This window comes from Aliidiomarina sp. B3213 (assembly GCF_003290085.1).
In the GTDB taxonomy this organism is placed as follows: Bacteria; Pseudomonadota; Gammaproteobacteria; order Enterobacterales; family Alteromonadaceae; genus Aliidiomarina.
This window is the reverse complement of sequence record NZ_QMKJ01000003.1, coordinates 299,735-316,115: the sequence shown is the minus strand read 5'-3', so window position 1 is coordinate 316,115 and position 16,381 is coordinate 299,735. Positions and strand designations below refer to the sequence as shown.

The window sequence follows — 16,381 nt, the reverse complement described above, 5'->3', positions numbered from 1 at the left end:
AAAGGTTCCCGATATGAATAAAACAGCGGTGATCACAGGCGGTGCACAAGGGCTTGGATTAGCCATGGCAAAGCAACTCGCCAAGCAGAACTGGCATTTGATGTTATTAGACATCGACGGAGAAAAGCTTAAGTCTGCCAAAAGTGAGCTTGAGGCTATAGGCCAAGGTCGCACCGAAACCTACGACTTAGACTTAACTGACGACGAGGACATTCAAAGCTTTTTGTCAGGTTTAAGTTTAACGCAAGAGCCGATTCATTTACTGATCAACAATGCAGGCATTACCCATCGTAGCTCGGCAAACTACACTGATCAGGAAGTTTTTGACCGTGTTATGGCGCTGAACTGGCGTGCGGCGGTGCAGTTAACCCGCGGATTACTTCCTGCGCTGCAAGACGGACAAGGCGTTGTTACGGTCATTGGTAGTATGGCTGGCTGGTTGCCCCTACCTGGGCGTGCTGCATACTGCGCATCGAAAGCGGCGGTGAATCAGCACTTTGAAACTTGGCGGCCAGAACTAAAACGCAAAGGCATCGACGTTACTTTATGCTTCCCCAGCTTCTTGGACACCGGAATTGCCAAGCACGCATTGGGTACCGACGGCCTGCACGCGCAAACTCAACGTTCTACTGTGGGAAGCGTAGGGTCCGCAGACGACATGGCTAAGCATATTGTAGTGAGTAGCTTAAAGCGTAAACCCAGAGTTTGGGGGCACCAATTCACAGCAAGGTTGGGTTACTATATTTGGCATTTACTGCCTGCTTTGTACCGCCGAATTACTTGGAAGAAATTTAACGAGGACATTATTCGTGGCGATTGATATTCAATGGACCTGGGTGCTGTTAGGTTTATTTATTTGGGTAGCTTTTACGTCAGAGTCGATGACCGGATTTGGCAGTATTGTTATTGCGCTTGCGCTCGGAAGTACCCTATTCCCTATTCCGCAGCTGCTTACAATCTTGGTTCCGCTTAGTGTGGTGATGACCAGTACGCTTATAATTAAACATTACCGCGACATACACTTCGCTCTGCTACTTAAAACAATACTACCCGCAATGGGCATAGGTATGGTGGTAGGCATTGTATTGGTGAATTACCTACAAGCCGACGCATTAAAAGCGATGTTCGCCATATTGATTCTATGGTTCGCAGGACGCGAGCTTTATAAAATATATCGCGGCATTGCGGTGAAGCCTAAACCTTCTTGGTGGCAGCCAATCTGGACGTTTTTTGCAGGAATAACGCACGGACTTTTTGCTTCTGGCGGACCTTTACTCGTGTATGCATTGAATACAAAGGGCATACCCAAAGCTCAATTTCGCGCAACCTTGGTGAGTGTGTGGTTCGGTTTAAATGTGAGTTACACCATCATTATGCTTGCACAACAAAAAGTGCAGCCAGTTTTGCCCGTTATTCTCGCGTATATTCCGGTGCTAGCGCTTGCGGTTTGGGCTGGTAGCTATTTGCACGACAAGGTTTCCGACACCGGTTTTCGAAAAGTTATCTACCTTTTGCTCATCGTCTCCGGGCTTAGCATGTTGCTCAGCACTCTCTAATTAGCTTCCTTTCACTATCTGCTTATTTTTATCGCCCCTTTTATGGGGCGACTTACTTTCTATAACGCAACGACGAAACCAAACTATACCCTTACTACACAAATAAGAACCATTCTCATTTTCATTGACAGCGCTAAATGAGAATAGTTATCATCTTCGCGCAATGTGATTTCTGTGGCAGGCACAAGCACTTTTAAGGGGATAAAAATGAAGAACTTTGCACCGAACATGGTTGCATTAGTAGTGGCTAGCGCTTTAACTACGCCGGCTTTTGCGAGTGAAACAGACAACGAAGTACCTGACGGAATCGAGCGTATTGTTGTTACTGCTTCAGGGTTTGAGCAAAAAATTACCGAGGCACCTGCCAGTATTTCAGTTATTACAGCCGAAGAATTAAGAGCAACTTCTTTTACCTCGTTGCTCGACGCGGTGAAGTTCCAAGAAGGCGTAGACATTGGAACTACGCGCGACAAAACAGGGCAAGGCAGCATTAGCATGCGCGGCTTAACAGGTGAATATACGCTTATTCTGGTCGACGGCCGCCGTCAGAATAACCATGGTGATATTTACCCAAACAATTTCGGTGGGAACGCCTTTAACCATATTCCACCTTTAGAAGCTATTGAGCGTATCGAGGTCATTCGTGGCCCTGCTTCAACATTGTATGGTTCCGACGCTCTAGGCGGTGTAGTTAATATTATTACCAAAAAGCACACTGATGAATGGGCAGGCGCTGTAACATTTGCCCGTAGTATTCAAACGAACGATGAATTCGGTGATGACTTCACGACCGACTTCAGCTTAATGGGACCTCTCGTTGAAAATGTACTCAGTACTGGTATTCGCGGAAGCATATACGATCAGCAAGCCTCGAGTCCTACTTTCGAGCCCGCAACAGACCCAAATGGAACGGTACATAACCGTTCATTAGGTTTTGGCGGCGGTGGCCGCACGGTAGATAACTCAGACGAGCACGTGGGCCTTACACTGTCGTGGACTCCCTCAAGTAATCAAAGAATCACTTTCGACTTCGACACGTCTAGCCAAACTTATGACAACTCGCCAAGTTACGACGTAGAAAACGGAGAAATTACCTATCCTCTTGGCACTAAAGACAATATTGAAGCGCTTTGGCAAGCTCGAGGTGGTCAGGTGAATCCGCGTGCTGGTTATGCGGCTGATCAATCATTCGACCGCACATGGTGGTCGGTTGCTCATCATGGCGAATGGTCTTTTGGTAAAAGTTTCATTGCACTTTCTTACGTAGACACGCAAAACAATGGCCGAACGTTACCGTTGTCGGTTTCAGAGCGTTTGTTGTTGCAAGAAATGTATGACGGCACCGGTGACTACGAAGGTATGACTGAAGAAGAGCGTAAAGCTCTAGCAGAAGATACATTCTTACCGCGGCCAGATCGTCCGCTAGACAGCAACCAATACACGGTAGACATGCGTTTAGACATTCCGTTTTCTGGTGACTGGGGATACAACAAGTTTGTTATTGGCGGCCAGATTATTGATGGTGAACTAAAAGACGGTGTGTTTGGGTTAGAGGACGGTTCTCCAGGAGCCATTCAAGAACAGCAAATGTACTCTGTTTTCATCGAAGACAATTGGACTCCGGTAGAGTCGTTCACGGTTACTGCAGGCGTGCGTTATGACGACCATGACGTGTTCGGTAGCCATGTTTCGCCTAGGCTGTACGCGGTTTATCACCTAGCTGACAACTGGACCTTAAAAGGGGGTGTGAGTACAGGTTATAAAACGCCACAAACTACAGACCTTTACGACGGTATTACCGGGTTTGGTGGGCAAGGTACTAGCCCATTTGCGGGTAACCCAGAGTTAGAGCCGGAAACCAGCGTGAACTCTGAAATTGCGTTGTACTGGACTTCGCCGTATAGCGAGCACAACTTCAATGTGACGTATTTCAATACTCAGTTCGAAGACAAAATAGCACGCGGGGACACTATTCAAAGCTGTGAAACGACAGGTGGTGTGCGTCCTTGTGTGAATTTAGGTGAGTATGACCAGTTAGGCTACGACACCTACAGCCAGAAAATAAACATCGACGAAGTAGACTTGCAAGGTATTGAAATTGCTGGTCAATACACATTCTTCGACGGTTTTTACTTCCGCGGTAATTACACCTGGACTGACAGCGAACAAATGAGCGGTCCGGAAGTAGGTTTACCGCTTACGAATACCGCAGAGCACATGGCTAACCTATTCCTAAACTGGGAGATTCGCCAAGGCTTTAGCACTTACATTCAGGCGGAGCTACGCTCTGATCGCTACCGCGGCTATGACTCGGTAGGTGAGCGCGAGCTGTACTACAAAAACTACGGCTTGTTGAACGCAGGCGTACGCTATCAGTTAACCGATAGCACCGCTTTAAACTTGCGTGTAAACAACTTACTCGACCGCGACTTTACCTCATACACCACTAATTATGTCGACTTGAACGACGACGGTGTATACGAGTACCTAACCGGTCGTGGTGTAACGAGTGAAGTGCAGTTTACCGACGACTACAACGTGAAAGACAAAGCTCGTAACTTCTGGGTCGGTTTAACCGTTAACTTCTAACCCTGGCTGGGGCGCACGTTCAAATGTGCAAGTGCGCCCCTTTTTTATTGATTTTAGAAAAGAGAAATCGTGTGGGAACAGTTCGACAATGGCACTGGATAAGCGGAGCAATCACTTTGGTGGGTATGCTCTTGTTTGCGGTTACAGGAATAACTTTGAATCACGCTGGTGCTATTCCGAGCGAACCTCAAATTGTTGAGGTAGAGGGTGTACTACCTGAGCCTTTGCTAGAGAGTTTGCGCCAATTACCCGAGGGCGAAGTGCTATTGCCGGCTAATTTGCGACGACATCTAGACACCGAATTCGATGTTTCCATACCCAGTGTAAAAGGAGAATGGGACGGCATTGAGTTCTACTTAGCGTTGGCTAAACCAGGGTCCGACGCTTGGATAGCGATAGACACTGAATTCTCTGAATTTATTTATGAGTCGACCAAGCGAGGTTGGGTGGCTTATTTCAATGACCTGCACAAAGGACGAGACACCGGTTTGGCCTGGAGAGTTTTTATCGATGCCTTTTCTGTGGTGTGCATCGTGTTTTGTGTAACGGGTTTAATTTTGTTGTTTAGGCAGTCTAGCCATCGGGCTTCTACATGGCCGATTACCACGCTAGGTGTGCTTATTCCTGTAGTCATTATTTTGCTCTTTGTGTAGCCAGAAGGATTCTTAGGAGACTTTATGAAGTATGTGAACAAATTTGTATGGCTTGCTGTGTTATTTGCGGGTTCATCGAGCGCCGCCGAGCTTGCTTTAAATGTAGAAATTCCACGCTTGAATGTAGCTGAATATCACAAGCCCTATGTGGGAATTTGGATTGAAAACTCGCGTCGCCAAGCTACCCAAGTTGCGGTGTGGTACGACGTAGAAATGGCGAATCAAGAAGGAGAAGAGTGGCTTAAAGATATGCGCCAATGGTGGCGCAGAGGTGGTCGCGCACTCGAATTGCCGGTAGACGGTCTTTCTGGTGCAACCCGTGGACCTGGAGTGCACCAGCTTCAAACAGAACTTACCGATGCCATTAAAAACCTGCCCGAAGGTGAATATACGTTGCGTATTGAAGCCGCAAGAGAAGTGGGTGGAAGAGAGTTGTTAAGCCTTACTTTTTCTCTACCTCTTGAAACTAATGAATTTCCTATCCAAGCGCGCGGCAACTCTGAGTTGGGGCTAGCGACGCTAAATTTATCTGAATAAGAACAGCGAAATTAAAACGGAGACAAGATATGAATAATCTGAAAACGAAAATCGTGCTAGGTGCGTTAGTTTCTTTAACAGCGTTGTCGTTCCCTGCTGACGCCCACCGCGCGTGGTTAAAGCCGAGTGCTACCGTACTTTCTGGTGACGCCCCTTTTATTACCGTAGATGCGGCAATTTCGAATACGCTATTTCATGCGGACCACCATGCAATGTCTTTAAATGGCGTTGAAGTGACTGCGCCAAACGGTACCTCGCTTGAATTGTTAAACTCGTCATCAGGCAAATACCGAAGTGTGTTCGACTTAGAGTTAACGCAGCAAGGCACGTATCGTATTGCGTCTGCTTCGGCAGGGCTTCGCGCGTTCTGGCGAGACGAGGAAGGTAATCGTAAAATGTGGCCGGGTCGCGGACAGCAAGCAAACGAGTCTGAATTTGCTACTGCGGTTCCGCAAAATGCTGACGAATTACGTGTTATGCGTAGCTCACGCCGCATTGAGTCGTTTGCAACTGTAGGTGCACCCACTTATGAAGTGCTTGAACCAACAGGGCATGGCTTAGAGCTAGCTTTCCATACTCATCCGAACGACTTGTACGCGACTGAAACAGCTACATTCCAATTTTTTATCGACGGTGAACCGGCAGCTGGCGTGGAAGTTGAGGTTGTGCGCGGTGGTATGCGCTATCGCAATAGCCAAGAAGAGATAACACTGGTTTCCAATGCTGAGGGCATGGTTGAAGTAACCTGGCCAGAAGCTGGCATGTATTTCATGGAAGCTAGCTACCAAGACGACCAAGCAGCTGCGCCTGCAACCATTCGCAGTGGTGGTTATGCGGGCACATTTGAAGTGTTGCCTTTATAAGTAGCCAACCCAGAAATGAGCGAGTTTCAAAGCATTAGCTTAGCTTTATTTCTAACCGTTGCATGGGCTGTTTGGGCAGCCCGTGTGGCGTACGTGCAACGGCGCAAGAAAAGTGGAAAGCTGGCTGACCTATCTAGCGAGTCATCATTAATTGCTTTTGCTAGCCAAACGGGAACCGCTGAATTACTCGCCAAAAAGCTGGCTGCGCAACAAGATTGTGCAGCTGTTGCTTTCGATCAATTGACGTTAGAACACATGAGCGCGCTCGAAAACATCACTTTCGTGGTGAGCACTTATGGAGACGGCGAACCACCCGATAACGGGCGAAAGCTATTTAAGCAGCTTGGCCGTTCGAGTGTTCATTTCCCACGCTTAAAATTCTCCGTGGTGGCGTTAGGCGATAAAACCTACCCCGACTTTTGTGCATTCGGGTATGCGTTACAGCAACGAATGCTTCAGGCTGGGGCTACTGAATTTAAAAGCATTGAATTGCATGACCGAATTACCGCTGAAGAAATTGGAACCGCGAACCACGTCAAACCGGTTTCATTGCGTTTAATAAGGCAGCAACGGCTTAATAAAGGACCTTCAGACGGTTTATTTGAGCTTGAATTCGAGGTGTTAGACAAAACGGCGGTATGGCAAGCCGGTGATTTGGTCGACTTTAAGCTTCCCAATGCCTACCAAGACCCACACATGAGAACCTACTCAATCGCTTCGGTACCTGAAGAAGGCGTTTTAAAGCTGATTGTGCGTCAGTATAAGCAAGAAAATGGTGAATTCGGCGTTTGCTCCAAATGGCTTACCTTTACGTTAACGGAAGGTGATGTTGTTGATGGCTACATTCGTGAAAACAAGGTTTGCCACCTTGAAGATATGCACAGCCCGATATTAAAGATAGCTACCGGTAGTGGACTGGCTGGAGTAAGAAGCCAGGTTATGCAGCGCAAACAAAACGGTGAGCATGGCCCAATTTGGCTTATTTACGGAGAGCGTTACCCAGAGCAAGACGAACCTTTAGCCGACGAATTACAGCAGTGGCTAGAAGAGGGAACGCTAAAGCAGCTCGACAAAGTATTTTCCCGGCAGTCGATTTCCCAAAGCGAAACCGCACCCCGCTACGTGCAAGACAAAATTGCAGAGCAAGCTCAAGAAATTCAAAAGTTCATTCAGCAAAACGGCCATATTTACGTGTGTGGCCGACACCACTCCATGGGCGTAGAAGTTGACCTTGCCTTACAAAAACTATTCGGCGAGGCAGAATACGAACGCCTTGTGGACGAGCATCGGTATCATCGGGATACGTATTAGTACCTAATCGAAAGGTTTATATACTTTTACTTTGTTTAGTTTTTACCCCAAAGCAATTGTTGATAATGTATGCTTTAGTGGTTGATGCAATACAAAGGAAATAGAACATGGTAAAAGGAATTAAACAAAACACTCTTCTTGCCGTCACATTTTTGCTTCTTATGGTCGGCTGTGATTTAAGCTCTAACGACAATGAGCAAATTACCGTAACAATCAGCAGTACTCCCCAACTCTGCCACCACTCTTGGGAATATGCGACGCTTTGCTCTCCAGCAGTGACAGACTCTTCTGGTGCTTCTAGGGCGTTTAGTCCAATCATAGACTTTGAATATGAGTTCGGAACTGAATATGAATTACTACTGGAAGTCATTGAAATAAAAAACCCACCAGAGGACTCATCCGCGTACGAATATAAAATTTTAAGAACTATTCGCCAAGAGCAAGACCCTATTGGAACCACTTATGTATACCAAGATGTGTCACTCACCAATGACGCATTCGTATCTGTGGGTAATGGCATTTACTCGCTTCCACCGTACGAATTTCAGTGCGCAGAAAACGTCGACTGCGACACACTTGTAGGTATGGCAAATAGCGGCGGTGTTGTGTCGATAGAGCTCACTATGATCGGTGGAGAAATACCTGTAGCTGTGACTGTTTGGAACTAGTGTGTGGGCCAATTCGTGAGAGAAACTCTTCAAGATTTAAGCCAAACGATTAGTTCTTTTGTGAATGACGGATTGTTTAATTCCACTCATCCTCAGATTGAGACTCTTCGGCGGGTGAGAGAACTTTAACTAATAAGAAGACTGTGCACTATTTGGGAGTAACATAATGAGAACTCTTGGTTTTTGTTCAATGATACTAATCTGTTTTTCAGTGTGCGGAGAAGAGTATTTTTCAAACGATGAGATTGTGAGTGATTCACTAGAGGCTGTTCATTTGTGTTTGAAAGAATACTCTGAGCTTTTTGAATCTGGCCTTAGTGAAGAAGTTGATAGGGTTTATGTTCATTTCTCTCCGGAGGTTATGGGGGTAATTTTTACACGCGGTGAAGCTGGGTCATTTGGAGAGCGAAGCAATAACTATCGTGCTTTTTTGAGCTGTGGTGTAAGCATGTCCCCTAGTTTTCAAATATATTTTTTAGGCTCACCTAGTTTAGAGCCATTGATAGAACTCTCAGGAGCAAACGATTTCGACAATGCATTGTATAGCCAGGCGTTCAGAGAGCTTATGTTCGTATGGGATGGAGATAAATTCAATTTTCACGATATTAAAATTTCAAGTGTCTCTTATCAGTGAATGTTTGGTAGGCGTGAATGCTATTTCAATCAGCAGACCTCAAGATGATTATTAAGGGCATATTTCTTGCCGTGTGTGGATTGTTTTTCTCATCCTTTGCGCACGGAAGTACAGCGCTAGGTGTGAATTGGTATTCAATCATAGATATACCGTCGAATGGAATGGTTCTACAGGTCTCTCATCTATATTTAGGTGCAGGAGATAAACGCGCTTTTTTCGAGCTGGAGGGTTGCTCAGATCAGTCGTCCTTTTTTGAAATCGAAAAGGATTCGGATGGATTGCGTTATTTTTCCGAGTTTGAACTAGAACATTGTGACTTCTCAGGGGAAATTCGATTGACGATGTATTTCGAAGAAATTGATGGAGAGCTTAGAGAAATAGATTCATACACCCCCAAGCTTGGATATGTAGAAGCTGAGGCAATTGAAGTTTACTCAGCATCTTGTAGAACCGAATTATTTTATATGGGTCAAACCCCGGAAGCTCTTCTTAATAGGAGCGTTGAAGTACAAGTTGTCAATAACGGGACCATATCAACGATTAATGCTTTTGAAGTAAAGGCAGGACACTTTTTTAAATTCGATCATAAATTAGAGAACATGAGTTGTGAGACTATAACCGAGTTGCGCGTCGGTAACGTGAACCTCGTCTTATAATGCTACGTCGACTCTTCTCAAATTAGGGGGAAGAAAGGTTAACCATTTGATAGTCGTTGCAACAAAACCTGAGATTGTTTGGACATAACCATCTAATATGATGTTCGGTTTTAGTCTGCCGCTACATCTTCGACACGTGAACATCTATATAATTTAAAAAGCTTGAGAGGCTGTTAATGAAGTCCAGAATATTTATGGCGTTCGTAATTTCAATCTTTTCCGTGGGCGGTTATCCCGCAGATCGGGAGACGGTCTCGTTTTTTAATTTAGTTACTAACCCAGACGCATATAAAGGAAAAGAGATTCAGGTTATCGGGTACCTCAGAGTTGACCTTGAGTACTTGTCAGGTGATACAAATAGTAGAAGCTTTTGCGGCGCACTGATGCATGACAAGGACACGATGACGGCAATTCGTGTTTATGAGATGTTGAGATTTTGTGGGGAAGCTGTGGCATCTATAGAGGGTTTGCATTACCGCTATGTCGGCGTAAATGGAACCTTTTACCCAACTAATGAGTGCCCAAATTACTTGAGCGTTTTTTTAAGGGAGAGGCCTTTAGGTTGCTTGGTTGATGTGACTTACACGTTTCGCTCTGAGATTGAAGGATTAGATGATCCATTTCCTGAAGAACCCCAGCCAGAGTTTGAGTAAATTGATAGTAACCAGAGTAGTGCCCAAGCGTGCTCGGTGGAACATCATGCTCTCGGTAGAGTGCTTAAGAACTCTTGGGCGTTTAAAAATACTGTTGCTCATTATATTTGTATCTGTAGGTTGCAACGATGCTGAACTGCCCGCGGGCGTAAGAGCAAACCTTCCTTTCGGTAACACTGCAGTTGAGAAAGAGCAAATTATAGAGATTATGCGCTCACGAGGCATTGCGTTTACAACATTAAATCGAGGTGATAACAGTTACATAGTATATAACGCAGAAGATATGGCAGAAGTGCTCTCTATACAAAGGCAAGTAAAATTCGGTGACAATCTGGATTCTAATTATTTTGAAAGTCTAATTTTACGAGATGATACGCAAAGAGCTCGGTTTGAAGAGGCTTTTGACGAAGTTGGTATCAGATACTTTGTTTCAACTGATTTTGACCGTATAGAAATCCATTGGACGCAAGTGGACGGTCCTCAAGTTGATGAGATTAGGGAGCGGCTATACATAGCTGAAATCCGCGCTTTGTAAGATAGCAGTGTTGAAAAAATAAGTGATGTTAGCCCTTTTTGGAAGTAAGCAGGAGACAATAATGAGGCTTTTGTTGAGTCTATCAATACTTTTGAATGTTGTATTAGCTGTCCACGTGATGAAGGAAAACTGGAGCAAGCATTCTTTTGTACTCGCATCTTCGGAACAAGCAAACTGCCTTGAAACTTGGGACAGCAACATGAGCACAAGTTTGGAGATAGATTCCCCAAGCATGTTTACGGGACTCCATGCTGTCGAAATTCCAAAATCAACTCAAAGCAGCGAGTTTGAATATTCTTCTTGTTTTTACGATGGATTCAAAGTTGCTTATTCTGTGGATTCCTTAATTAATAGCCTTCAAATTTTTCAGAATGAGGACAGGTTTGAGGGGGTAACGGTATACAAGCCAGCCACAGAGGAGGCTTTTTATATTTATGCCAAGTAAAAGTAAGTCACGTCAATAAACAACACTTAAGTTGTATCTAAACGCTCTGCCCAGCAACCCAGCCAGAACTCCACGCCCAGTGGAAGTTGTAGCCGCCCAGCCAACCGGTAACGTCGAGCACTTCACCAAGGTTAACTTTAAATGCCTCAAGGTCCTTAGCTACTGAAAAAATCATGATCCATCCAATTATTAGGGAAGCCCATTGGAAATTTAGGAATTTCAGGATGAAGAGTGACTAATGCTTTTATTTTATTGTGCCACTGGCTTTCTGGACTAACTTGTCTCATGAGATGAGCTAACATAAGTAACACCATAAAGATTCGACGCCTAGGCTGTATTTGGCTAGGCTCTAGTCTTTCGGGCAACTGCCATATACCTCCATTTGGAATTTTAGGCTGAACCGATAATTCTCTATTCCAAAGCCTGCTGTGGTGTGCGCAACAATTCCTCACAAAATTTAGTGTGTGTAACCAGCTTTCTAGAACCTCTTGAGGCAAGCAAAATCTTCTGGCGATTACTTTACGGTCGATGTCTTTTGCTAAACCTCGATAAAGGTGAGATATGCTGCCAAGTGTTAATTCTTCGACCATCGCCCAGCCAGGCATAAGTTTTGGAGAATCGTATGAATGTTGATAGAAGCGAGCGTAATTTTCTCGAACTCTTCTTTCAATTCGCTGACTTTTAATCTCATCTTCAACGGAGCTTCGTTCAATCTTATTTATGTCTCTTTGGAGGTCACTAAATTCTTTAGTTTGCTTGTCTTCGATTTCTTTTAGCAGTCGCTTATGTTGATAGGACGATTTAAATAATGACTCATTTAAGTACCAATGAGAGCCGCTACATAAATCGTCATTTTGATATTTAGTAGCCATCGTATTATTTAGGGTGGCTCGAACTGCAACTTCAAACCTCTCTATAGCATCCATGATAAGCAGCCGTAATTCCCTATCAAAAGAGTACAACCCAACTATTTGCTTGAATTCAGTTCCATCCTTGAATTGATGTTCAACCGATTGCTTATTTAGAGTTTTATGAAAAGGACGCATATATGCACTAAGGCGAAAATAGCTGATTACCTCTATGTACTTTTCCGCACGTTCAGGGTTTTTAATGGTTAAGCCGCGGCTTTGAAGAATGCTGATTTGGTCTTGAACAGTAACAGCAGGTTTGTTGAATTGACTCATTATGCCTTCTCATTCGTAGTGTAAAAATCAGGCATAAAAAAGCCCGCGCAATTTGAGCATTATTAAGAGGCTTGGCGGGCGTGTTGAATACAATACTAGTGATACCTATTCTGTTCGTCAACAATATTCAGCAATTCACTATCAAAGTGTAAATTACGTCAGTAAGAAACATTTAAGATGTTTCTAAACACTCTGCCCAGCAACCCAGCCAGAACTCCACGCCCACTGGAAGTTGTAGCCCCCGAGCCAGCCGGTGACGTCGAGGACTTCACCGACGAAATATAGACCGGGTTGAAGTTTGCTTTCCATGGTTTTGGAGCTGACTTCGTCTACGTTCACGCCGCCGATGGTCACTTCCGCGGTGCGGTAACCTTCGGTGCCATTCGGTTTAATTTGCCACTGACTTAAGGTTTGGCAAATAGACTCAATTTCCGTTTTGTTGAGATCGGCTAGGTTTTTATTGGGCCACTTGTGGCGCTCGGCGAGCATCTGCCCCAGACGTTTGGGGAACCACTGTTGAAGCAGTGTGTGCAAACCTAGTTTGGGATTGGATTTGCGTTTGCTTGCGAGTTCTTCGGCAATGTCGAGCTCGGGTAGTAAGTTAAAACGCACAGCTTCGCCGGGTTGCCAGTAGGACGATATTTGCAAAACAGAAGGTCCACTGAGTCCTCTGTGCGTAAATAGCATGGCTTCTTTAAATGCGGTGCGGTCATTTTCCGCCACTGTGTCTACCGACAGGCCCGATATTTCTGCGAACTGTTCTTTGTCTTGGTCGTGTAACGTGAATGGAACCAAGCCTGCTCGCGTGGGCTGAATGCTGTGGCCAAATTGTTCGGCAAGTTGGAAACCGAAAGGCGTTGCGCAAAGTTTGGGCATGGAAAGTCCGCCGCAAGCCACGACTAGCCTATCACATTTGATATATGTGCGGTCGGTTTCGACCTGAAACAATTCGTTACTATATTTGACACCAATTACATTGGTTCTTAATTGCACAACGACGTTTGCACTACTACACTCTGCAAGTAACATTTGAACAACATCTTTAGCGCTGTTATCGCAGAAAAGCTGTCCGAGAGTTTTTTCGTGCCAGGGAATTTGATGTTTATCGACCATGCCGATGAAGTCCCACTGGGTGTACCGGCTAAGCGCAGACTTACAGAAGTGCGGGTTGTTCGAGATGTAGTTTTCAGGGCTGGCGTACATGTTCGTAAAATTACAGCGGCCACCACCTGAAATCAGAATTTTTTTGCCGGCTTGTTTAGCGTGGTCGACAACAAGAACGCGTTTACCACGCTTACCAGCTTCAATGGCACACATGAGGCCTGCGGCACCAGCTCCGATAACGAGTACGTCGTAGTGTTCTGAGTTTTGGTCGTTCATGTGTTGCATATCCGCCGTTTGGGAGCAGTGAAACCGAGTGTGCGGCAAGATCATACCAGAAACCGTATGTCTTAAGGCAATCGCTTTCTGGTGAATGAATCTCAGCTCTTGGAAAGGGAGCATGGCTGGGAATGTTAACCAAGGAGAAAATAATGCGAACTTTAACGTTAGGCCTTATCTCAGGTTTATTTGCGGTGACGCTAAGTGGCTATTCGGTGACTGTAGCAGCTGAAGAAGAGTCAAACCGCTTCAGCGACTTGTGTGAAAGCGAAGAATGCGAGCGCATGATTCGGAATTTTGAGGAGTATGGCCAAAACGGTCATGCTGGCTCGATGGTGTTTATGGCGTTAGCCTATGCGCATGGTGATGGTGTTGAAATGGACCATGACAAAGCGAGTATGTGGCTCCGTGAAGCGATTCGTATGCGCTCGCAAGTTGCTCCTTATGTTGCTGCGCAGTGGTATCGTGAAGGTATTGTGTGGGAACAAGATCTCGAAGAAGCGGAAGACTATATCGACCGTGCTATTAGTTACGGTTATCCGTTAGCTATGTTTGACCGGTCGGTAAAGCTATTGCAGGCAGGTGAAGACATTGAAGAAGGGTTAGACTTGCTAGAGCGAGCCGCAGAGGAAAAACTTCCGAATGCGCAATACTTACTTGCTCGTTTAATCGAGGAAGGACAGTATTACCAGCAAGATGTCGTAGCAGCTGGTCTTATGTACCGTGGTTTAGCAGTAAAAGGATACAGAGACTCGCGTGCGCGCCTAGACAATATTGTGGATGCTGTTCGACAAGTGGAAGAGGCTCCGACTGTCGTTGCTGCGGAAGAGTCTAGAGAAGACATTCTGAATGACCTAACCGCTTATGACGATATGGAAGTGATTACCGTAACGGGCCGTTACGAGTCGTTTGAAGCGCAAATCGCAGACATTCAAGCTGGATTGGAAAGCGACTATGCAAATGGACAGAGAACCGGAACGCGGTTGCGTAGATCACGCCAGTGTGGAGTCGAGGGTGGTATCGGATGTAGTGTAATCTTTGACCGAGACAGCAACCATGTAACGGGCTATTCAACACTTGCTGGCATGTTGCGTATGCCTGGTGGTTATTAAGTTAGTCTTTACTACGAACATTAATACCCACGCTTTATTACGTACTAAAAAGGGGCTGAATTTCAGCCCCTTTTTTAATGCTTACTCGAATGTAAGTTTAACTCAGCATTTGTGTGGCACTGAGCACTTCAATCGAACTCTCTAACTGCGGCTGTACGCCCATGCCGTAACCAAACAAGGTTGCTAATGCGAGAACCACCGCACAGGTCAACATGAGTTTACCCATAAGTGGCATACAGAAGCGGAACCAACGGTCGTAAGGTACGCCGGCAATACCGATAATACCCATCAATACGGCGTTCGTGGGTACAATCATGTTCGAGAAGCCGTCACCCATTTGGTAGGCCAAAACAGCCACTTGGCGAGGTACGTCAACTAAGTCGCTCAGTGGTGCCATAAGTGGCATGGTTACAAATGCTTGCCCCGAACCTGAAGGTACAAATAGGTTAAGAATGGTTTGAATAACCAACATACCGATGGCAGAAATCACTGCAGGTACTTCACCTAATGGCAACGACAAGCCATGCACAATTGAATGCAGAATTTGTCCGTCTTCAAGAATAAGTGCAATACCGCGAGCAATACCAATGAGCACCGCTGTATGTGTTAGGTCTTTCACGCCTTCAATAAAGCTGTCTGCAGCGTCGTCAAATTTCAAGCGACCCAGCACAGTAATTAAAATACCCCAACCTACGAAGCAAGCGCCTAACTCGTATAAGTACCAGCCGTATTGTGAAATACCGTAAATCGCAATACCTACAGTCGCTAAGAAAGTACCGAGAATAAGACGGTGGCGACCATTGAGTTGCGGATACTCTGCTTGCTCTTGTCCTTCTAGCGGGTCTGGCAAGTCAGCCACAAGTGAGCTTTCTGGGTTTTCACGCACTTTCTTGGCGTAACTCCACACGTGGTGAAACGCGATAAGAACGAAAGGTAAGATTAAAACTAAGCGTAACCATAAGCCTGAGTAAGGTGGAATTTCCGCAATACCTTGAGCAATAAGTACCGTAAATGGGTTAAATGCTGAAATACCATAACCCACACCGTAGCCGGCTACGGTCATACCTACTGCGGTCATAGCGTCGAGCTTCATGGCTCTACATAACGCGACCAGAATAAGTACAAATGGAATATATTCGCCAGCGGTACCAATTGCGCCTGAAGCTAATGAGAAAAAGAATATAACCATGAAAATAAGACGCTCTGGGGTTTCACGGTTTTTCTCAAGCAATCGACCAATGAGTGCGTCGACTGTGCCAGTACGGCGAGCAATAGCAAGAACACCACCTACAATGAATACAAAGAAAATAATGTCTTGAGCGGCTGCGAATGCTCTTGGTACAGCTGTTAGTAACTGCCAAGGTGTAAGTAATTCGCGAGACTCAACTTGCTCATACGTGTTTGGAATAACAACTTCACGGCCAGACTCGGTAAGTGAAGTTTCGAAAAAGCCTTGTGGCACAATCCATGTAGCAATCATAGCTACAATCATCATGCTGAATAGCAAGGTTAGTGTGTGTGGAACTTTAAAAGATTTCATAAGCGCGATGCCTTTGTCATTATCGTTTTAAGCGAGCGTCGGCTAAGTTTACCTGAAGCAACGAA

17 protein-coding genes and 1 pseudogene are annotated in these 16,381 nt (G+C 45.4%); 14 read left to right on the top strand and 4 right to left on the bottom strand.

The window, feature by feature from the left end:
* Positions 1–13: 13 nt before the first annotated feature.
* From DQX04_RS10910 to DQX04_RS10850, 13 genes are all read left to right on the top strand, one after another.
* On the top strand, positions 14–820 hold the full coding sequence (locus DQX04_RS10910; protein WP_111915955.1) for an SDR family oxidoreductase: 807 nt from the start codon (positions 14–16) through the stop codon (positions 818–820).
* Positions 810–1,556 (top strand): sulfite exporter TauE/SafE family protein, encoded by a 747-nt coding sequence (locus DQX04_RS10905; protein ID WP_207801106.1) that lies wholly within the window; start codon positions 810–812, stop codon positions 1,554–1,556. Before DQX04_RS10910 ends, DQX04_RS10905 begins: the two co-directional genes overlap by 11 nt.
* A 207-nt stretch (positions 1,557–1,763) precedes the next feature.
* Positions 1,764–4,145 (top strand): TonB-dependent receptor domain-containing protein, encoded by a 2,382-nt coding sequence (locus DQX04_RS10900; RefSeq protein ID WP_111915954.1) that lies wholly within the window; start codon positions 1,764–1,766, stop codon positions 4,143–4,145.
* Positions 4,146–4,216: 71 nt separating this feature from the next.
* Positions 4,217–4,798 carry a PepSY-associated TM helix domain-containing protein gene (locus tag DQX04_RS10895; protein WP_207916323.1) on the top strand — a complete coding sequence of 194 codons (582 nt, stop codon included), beginning with the start codon at positions 4,217–4,219 and terminating at the stop codon, positions 4,796–4,798.
* Positions 4,799–4,822: 24 nt separating this feature from the next.
* A complete protein-coding gene (locus DQX04_RS10890) occupies positions 4,823–5,335 on the top strand; it encodes a DUF2271 domain-containing protein (protein WP_111915952.1) in 513 nt (170 codons plus the stop codon).
* Between the two features lie 29 nt (positions 5,336–5,364).
* Complete coding sequence (locus tag DQX04_RS10885; RefSeq protein ID WP_111915951.1) at positions 5,365–6,198, top strand: DUF4198 domain-containing protein; 834 nt, start codon at positions 5,365–5,367, stop codon at positions 6,196–6,198.
* Between the two features lie 15 nt (positions 6,199–6,213).
* The gene (locus DQX04_RS10880) at positions 6,214–7,509 is read left to right on the top strand and encodes an NADPH cytochrome P450 oxidoreductase family protein (RefSeq protein ID WP_111915950.1); all 1,296 of its coding nucleotides are present in this window, start codon (positions 6,214–6,216) and stop codon (positions 7,507–7,509) included.
* 107 nt (positions 7,510–7,616) lie between these two features.
* Positions 7,617–8,177: a DUF4377 domain-containing protein gene (locus tag DQX04_RS10875; protein WP_111915949.1), complete on the top strand. Its 561-nt coding sequence runs from the start codon at positions 7,617–7,619 to the stop codon at positions 8,175–8,177.
* 166 nt (positions 8,178–8,343) lie between these two features.
* Complete coding sequence (locus tag DQX04_RS10870) at positions 8,344–8,811, top strand: hypothetical protein (protein WP_111915948.1); 468 nt, start codon at positions 8,344–8,346, stop codon at positions 8,809–8,811.
* 17 nt (positions 8,812–8,828) lie between these two features.
* On the top strand, positions 8,829–9,467 hold the full coding sequence (locus DQX04_RS10865; RefSeq protein ID WP_111915947.1) for a hypothetical protein: 639 nt from the start codon (positions 8,829–8,831) through the stop codon (positions 9,465–9,467).
* Between the two features lie 176 nt (positions 9,468–9,643).
* The gene (locus tag DQX04_RS10860) at positions 9,644–10,120 is read left to right on the top strand and encodes a hypothetical protein (RefSeq protein WP_111915946.1); all 477 of its coding nucleotides are present in this window, start codon (positions 9,644–9,646) and stop codon (positions 10,118–10,120) included.
* Entirely contained in the window at positions 10,113–10,655 is a 543-nt protein-coding gene (locus DQX04_RS10855) for a hypothetical protein (RefSeq protein ID WP_126266355.1), read from the top strand. Before DQX04_RS10860 ends, DQX04_RS10855 begins: the two co-directional genes overlap by 8 nt.
* A gap of 115 nt (positions 10,656–10,770) precedes the next feature.
* The gene (locus DQX04_RS10850) at positions 10,771–11,100 is read left to right on the top strand and encodes a hypothetical protein (protein ID WP_126266354.1); all 330 of its coding nucleotides are present in this window, start codon (positions 10,771–10,773) and stop codon (positions 11,098–11,100) included.
* Positions 11,101–11,137: 37 nt separating this feature from the next.
* On the opposite strand, the pseudogene DQX04_RS10845 reads toward DQX04_RS10850, so the two are convergent.
* The 3 genes and pseudogenes from DQX04_RS10845 to DQX04_RS10835 all read right to left on the bottom strand — a co-directional run.
* A pseudogene (locus DQX04_RS10845) lies at positions 11,138–11,230 on the bottom strand (NAD(P)/FAD-dependent oxidoreductase); the annotation flags it as partial.
* 25 nt (positions 11,231–11,255) lie between these two features.
* Positions 11,256–12,284, bottom strand: coding sequence for an Abi family protein (locus DQX04_RS10840; RefSeq protein WP_111915943.1), 1,029 nt, complete (start codon positions 12,282–12,284; stop codon positions 11,256–11,258).
* Between the two features lie 183 nt (positions 12,285–12,467).
* A complete protein-coding gene (locus DQX04_RS10835; protein ID WP_111916006.1) occupies positions 12,468–13,664 on the bottom strand; it encodes an NAD(P)/FAD-dependent oxidoreductase in 1,197 nt (398 codons plus the stop codon).
* A gap of 152 nt (positions 13,665–13,816) precedes the next feature.
* Here DQX04_RS10835 and DQX04_RS10830 point away from each other — a divergent pair, with 152 nt between their 5' ends.
* Positions 13,817–14,776 carry a tetratricopeptide repeat protein gene (locus DQX04_RS10830; RefSeq protein WP_111915942.1) on the top strand — a complete coding sequence of 320 codons (960 nt, stop codon included), beginning with the start codon at positions 13,817–13,819 and terminating at the stop codon, positions 14,774–14,776.
* Positions 14,777–14,873: 97 nt separating this feature from the next.
* Here DQX04_RS10830 and DQX04_RS10825 read toward each other — a convergent pair whose 3' ends face one another.
* Entirely contained in the window at positions 14,874–16,316 is a 1,443-nt protein-coding gene (locus DQX04_RS10825; RefSeq protein ID WP_111915941.1) for a YfcC family protein, read from the bottom strand.
* Positions 16,317–16,381: the final 65 nt, after the last annotated feature.

What these genes read in the sequence shown, in the direction of transcription:
- DQX04_RS10910 (WP_111915955.1), top strand. Translation starts at nt 14, where the DNA reads ATGAATAAAACAGCGGTGATCACAGGCGGTGCACAAGGGCTTGGATTA.
- DQX04_RS10900 (WP_111915954.1), top strand. Translation starts at nt 1,764, where the DNA reads ATGAAGAACTTTGCACCGAACATGGTTGCATTAGTAGTGGCTAGCGCT.
- DQX04_RS10890 (WP_111915952.1), top strand. Translation starts at nt 4,823, where the DNA reads ATGAAGTATGTGAACAAATTTGTATGGCTTGCTGTGTTATTTGCGGGT.
- DQX04_RS10885 (WP_111915951.1), top strand. Translation starts at nt 5,365, where the DNA reads ATGAATAATCTGAAAACGAAAATCGTGCTAGGTGCGTTAGTTTCTTTA.
- DQX04_RS10880 (WP_111915950.1), top strand. Translation starts at nt 6,214, where the DNA reads ATGAGCGAGTTTCAAAGCATTAGCTTAGCTTTATTTCTAACCGTTGCA.
- DQX04_RS10875 (WP_111915949.1), top strand. Translation starts at nt 7,617, where the DNA reads ATGGTAAAAGGAATTAAACAAAACACTCTTCTTGCCGTCACATTTTTG.
- DQX04_RS10870 (WP_111915948.1), top strand. Translation starts at nt 8,344, where the DNA reads ATGAGAACTCTTGGTTTTTGTTCAATGATACTAATCTGTTTTTCAGTG.
- DQX04_RS10865 (WP_111915947.1), top strand. Translation starts at nt 8,829, where the DNA reads ATGCTATTTCAATCAGCAGACCTCAAGATGATTATTAAGGGCATATTT.
- DQX04_RS10860 (WP_111915946.1), top strand. Translation starts at nt 9,644, where the DNA reads ATGAAGTCCAGAATATTTATGGCGTTCGTAATTTCAATCTTTTCCGTG.
- DQX04_RS10840 (WP_111915943.1), bottom strand. Translation starts at nt 12,284, where the DNA reads ATGAGTCAATTCAACAAACCTGCTGTTACTGTTCAAGACCAAATCAGC.
- DQX04_RS10835 (WP_111916006.1), bottom strand. Translation starts at nt 13,664, where the DNA reads ATGAACGACCAAAACTCAGAACACTACGACGTACTCGTTATCGGAGCT.
- DQX04_RS10830 (WP_111915942.1), top strand. Translation starts at nt 13,817, where the DNA reads ATGCGAACTTTAACGTTAGGCCTTATCTCAGGTTTATTTGCGGTGACG.
- DQX04_RS10825 (WP_111915941.1), bottom strand. Translation starts at nt 16,316, where the DNA reads ATGAAATCTTTTAAAGTTCCACACACACTAACCTTGCTATTCAGCATG.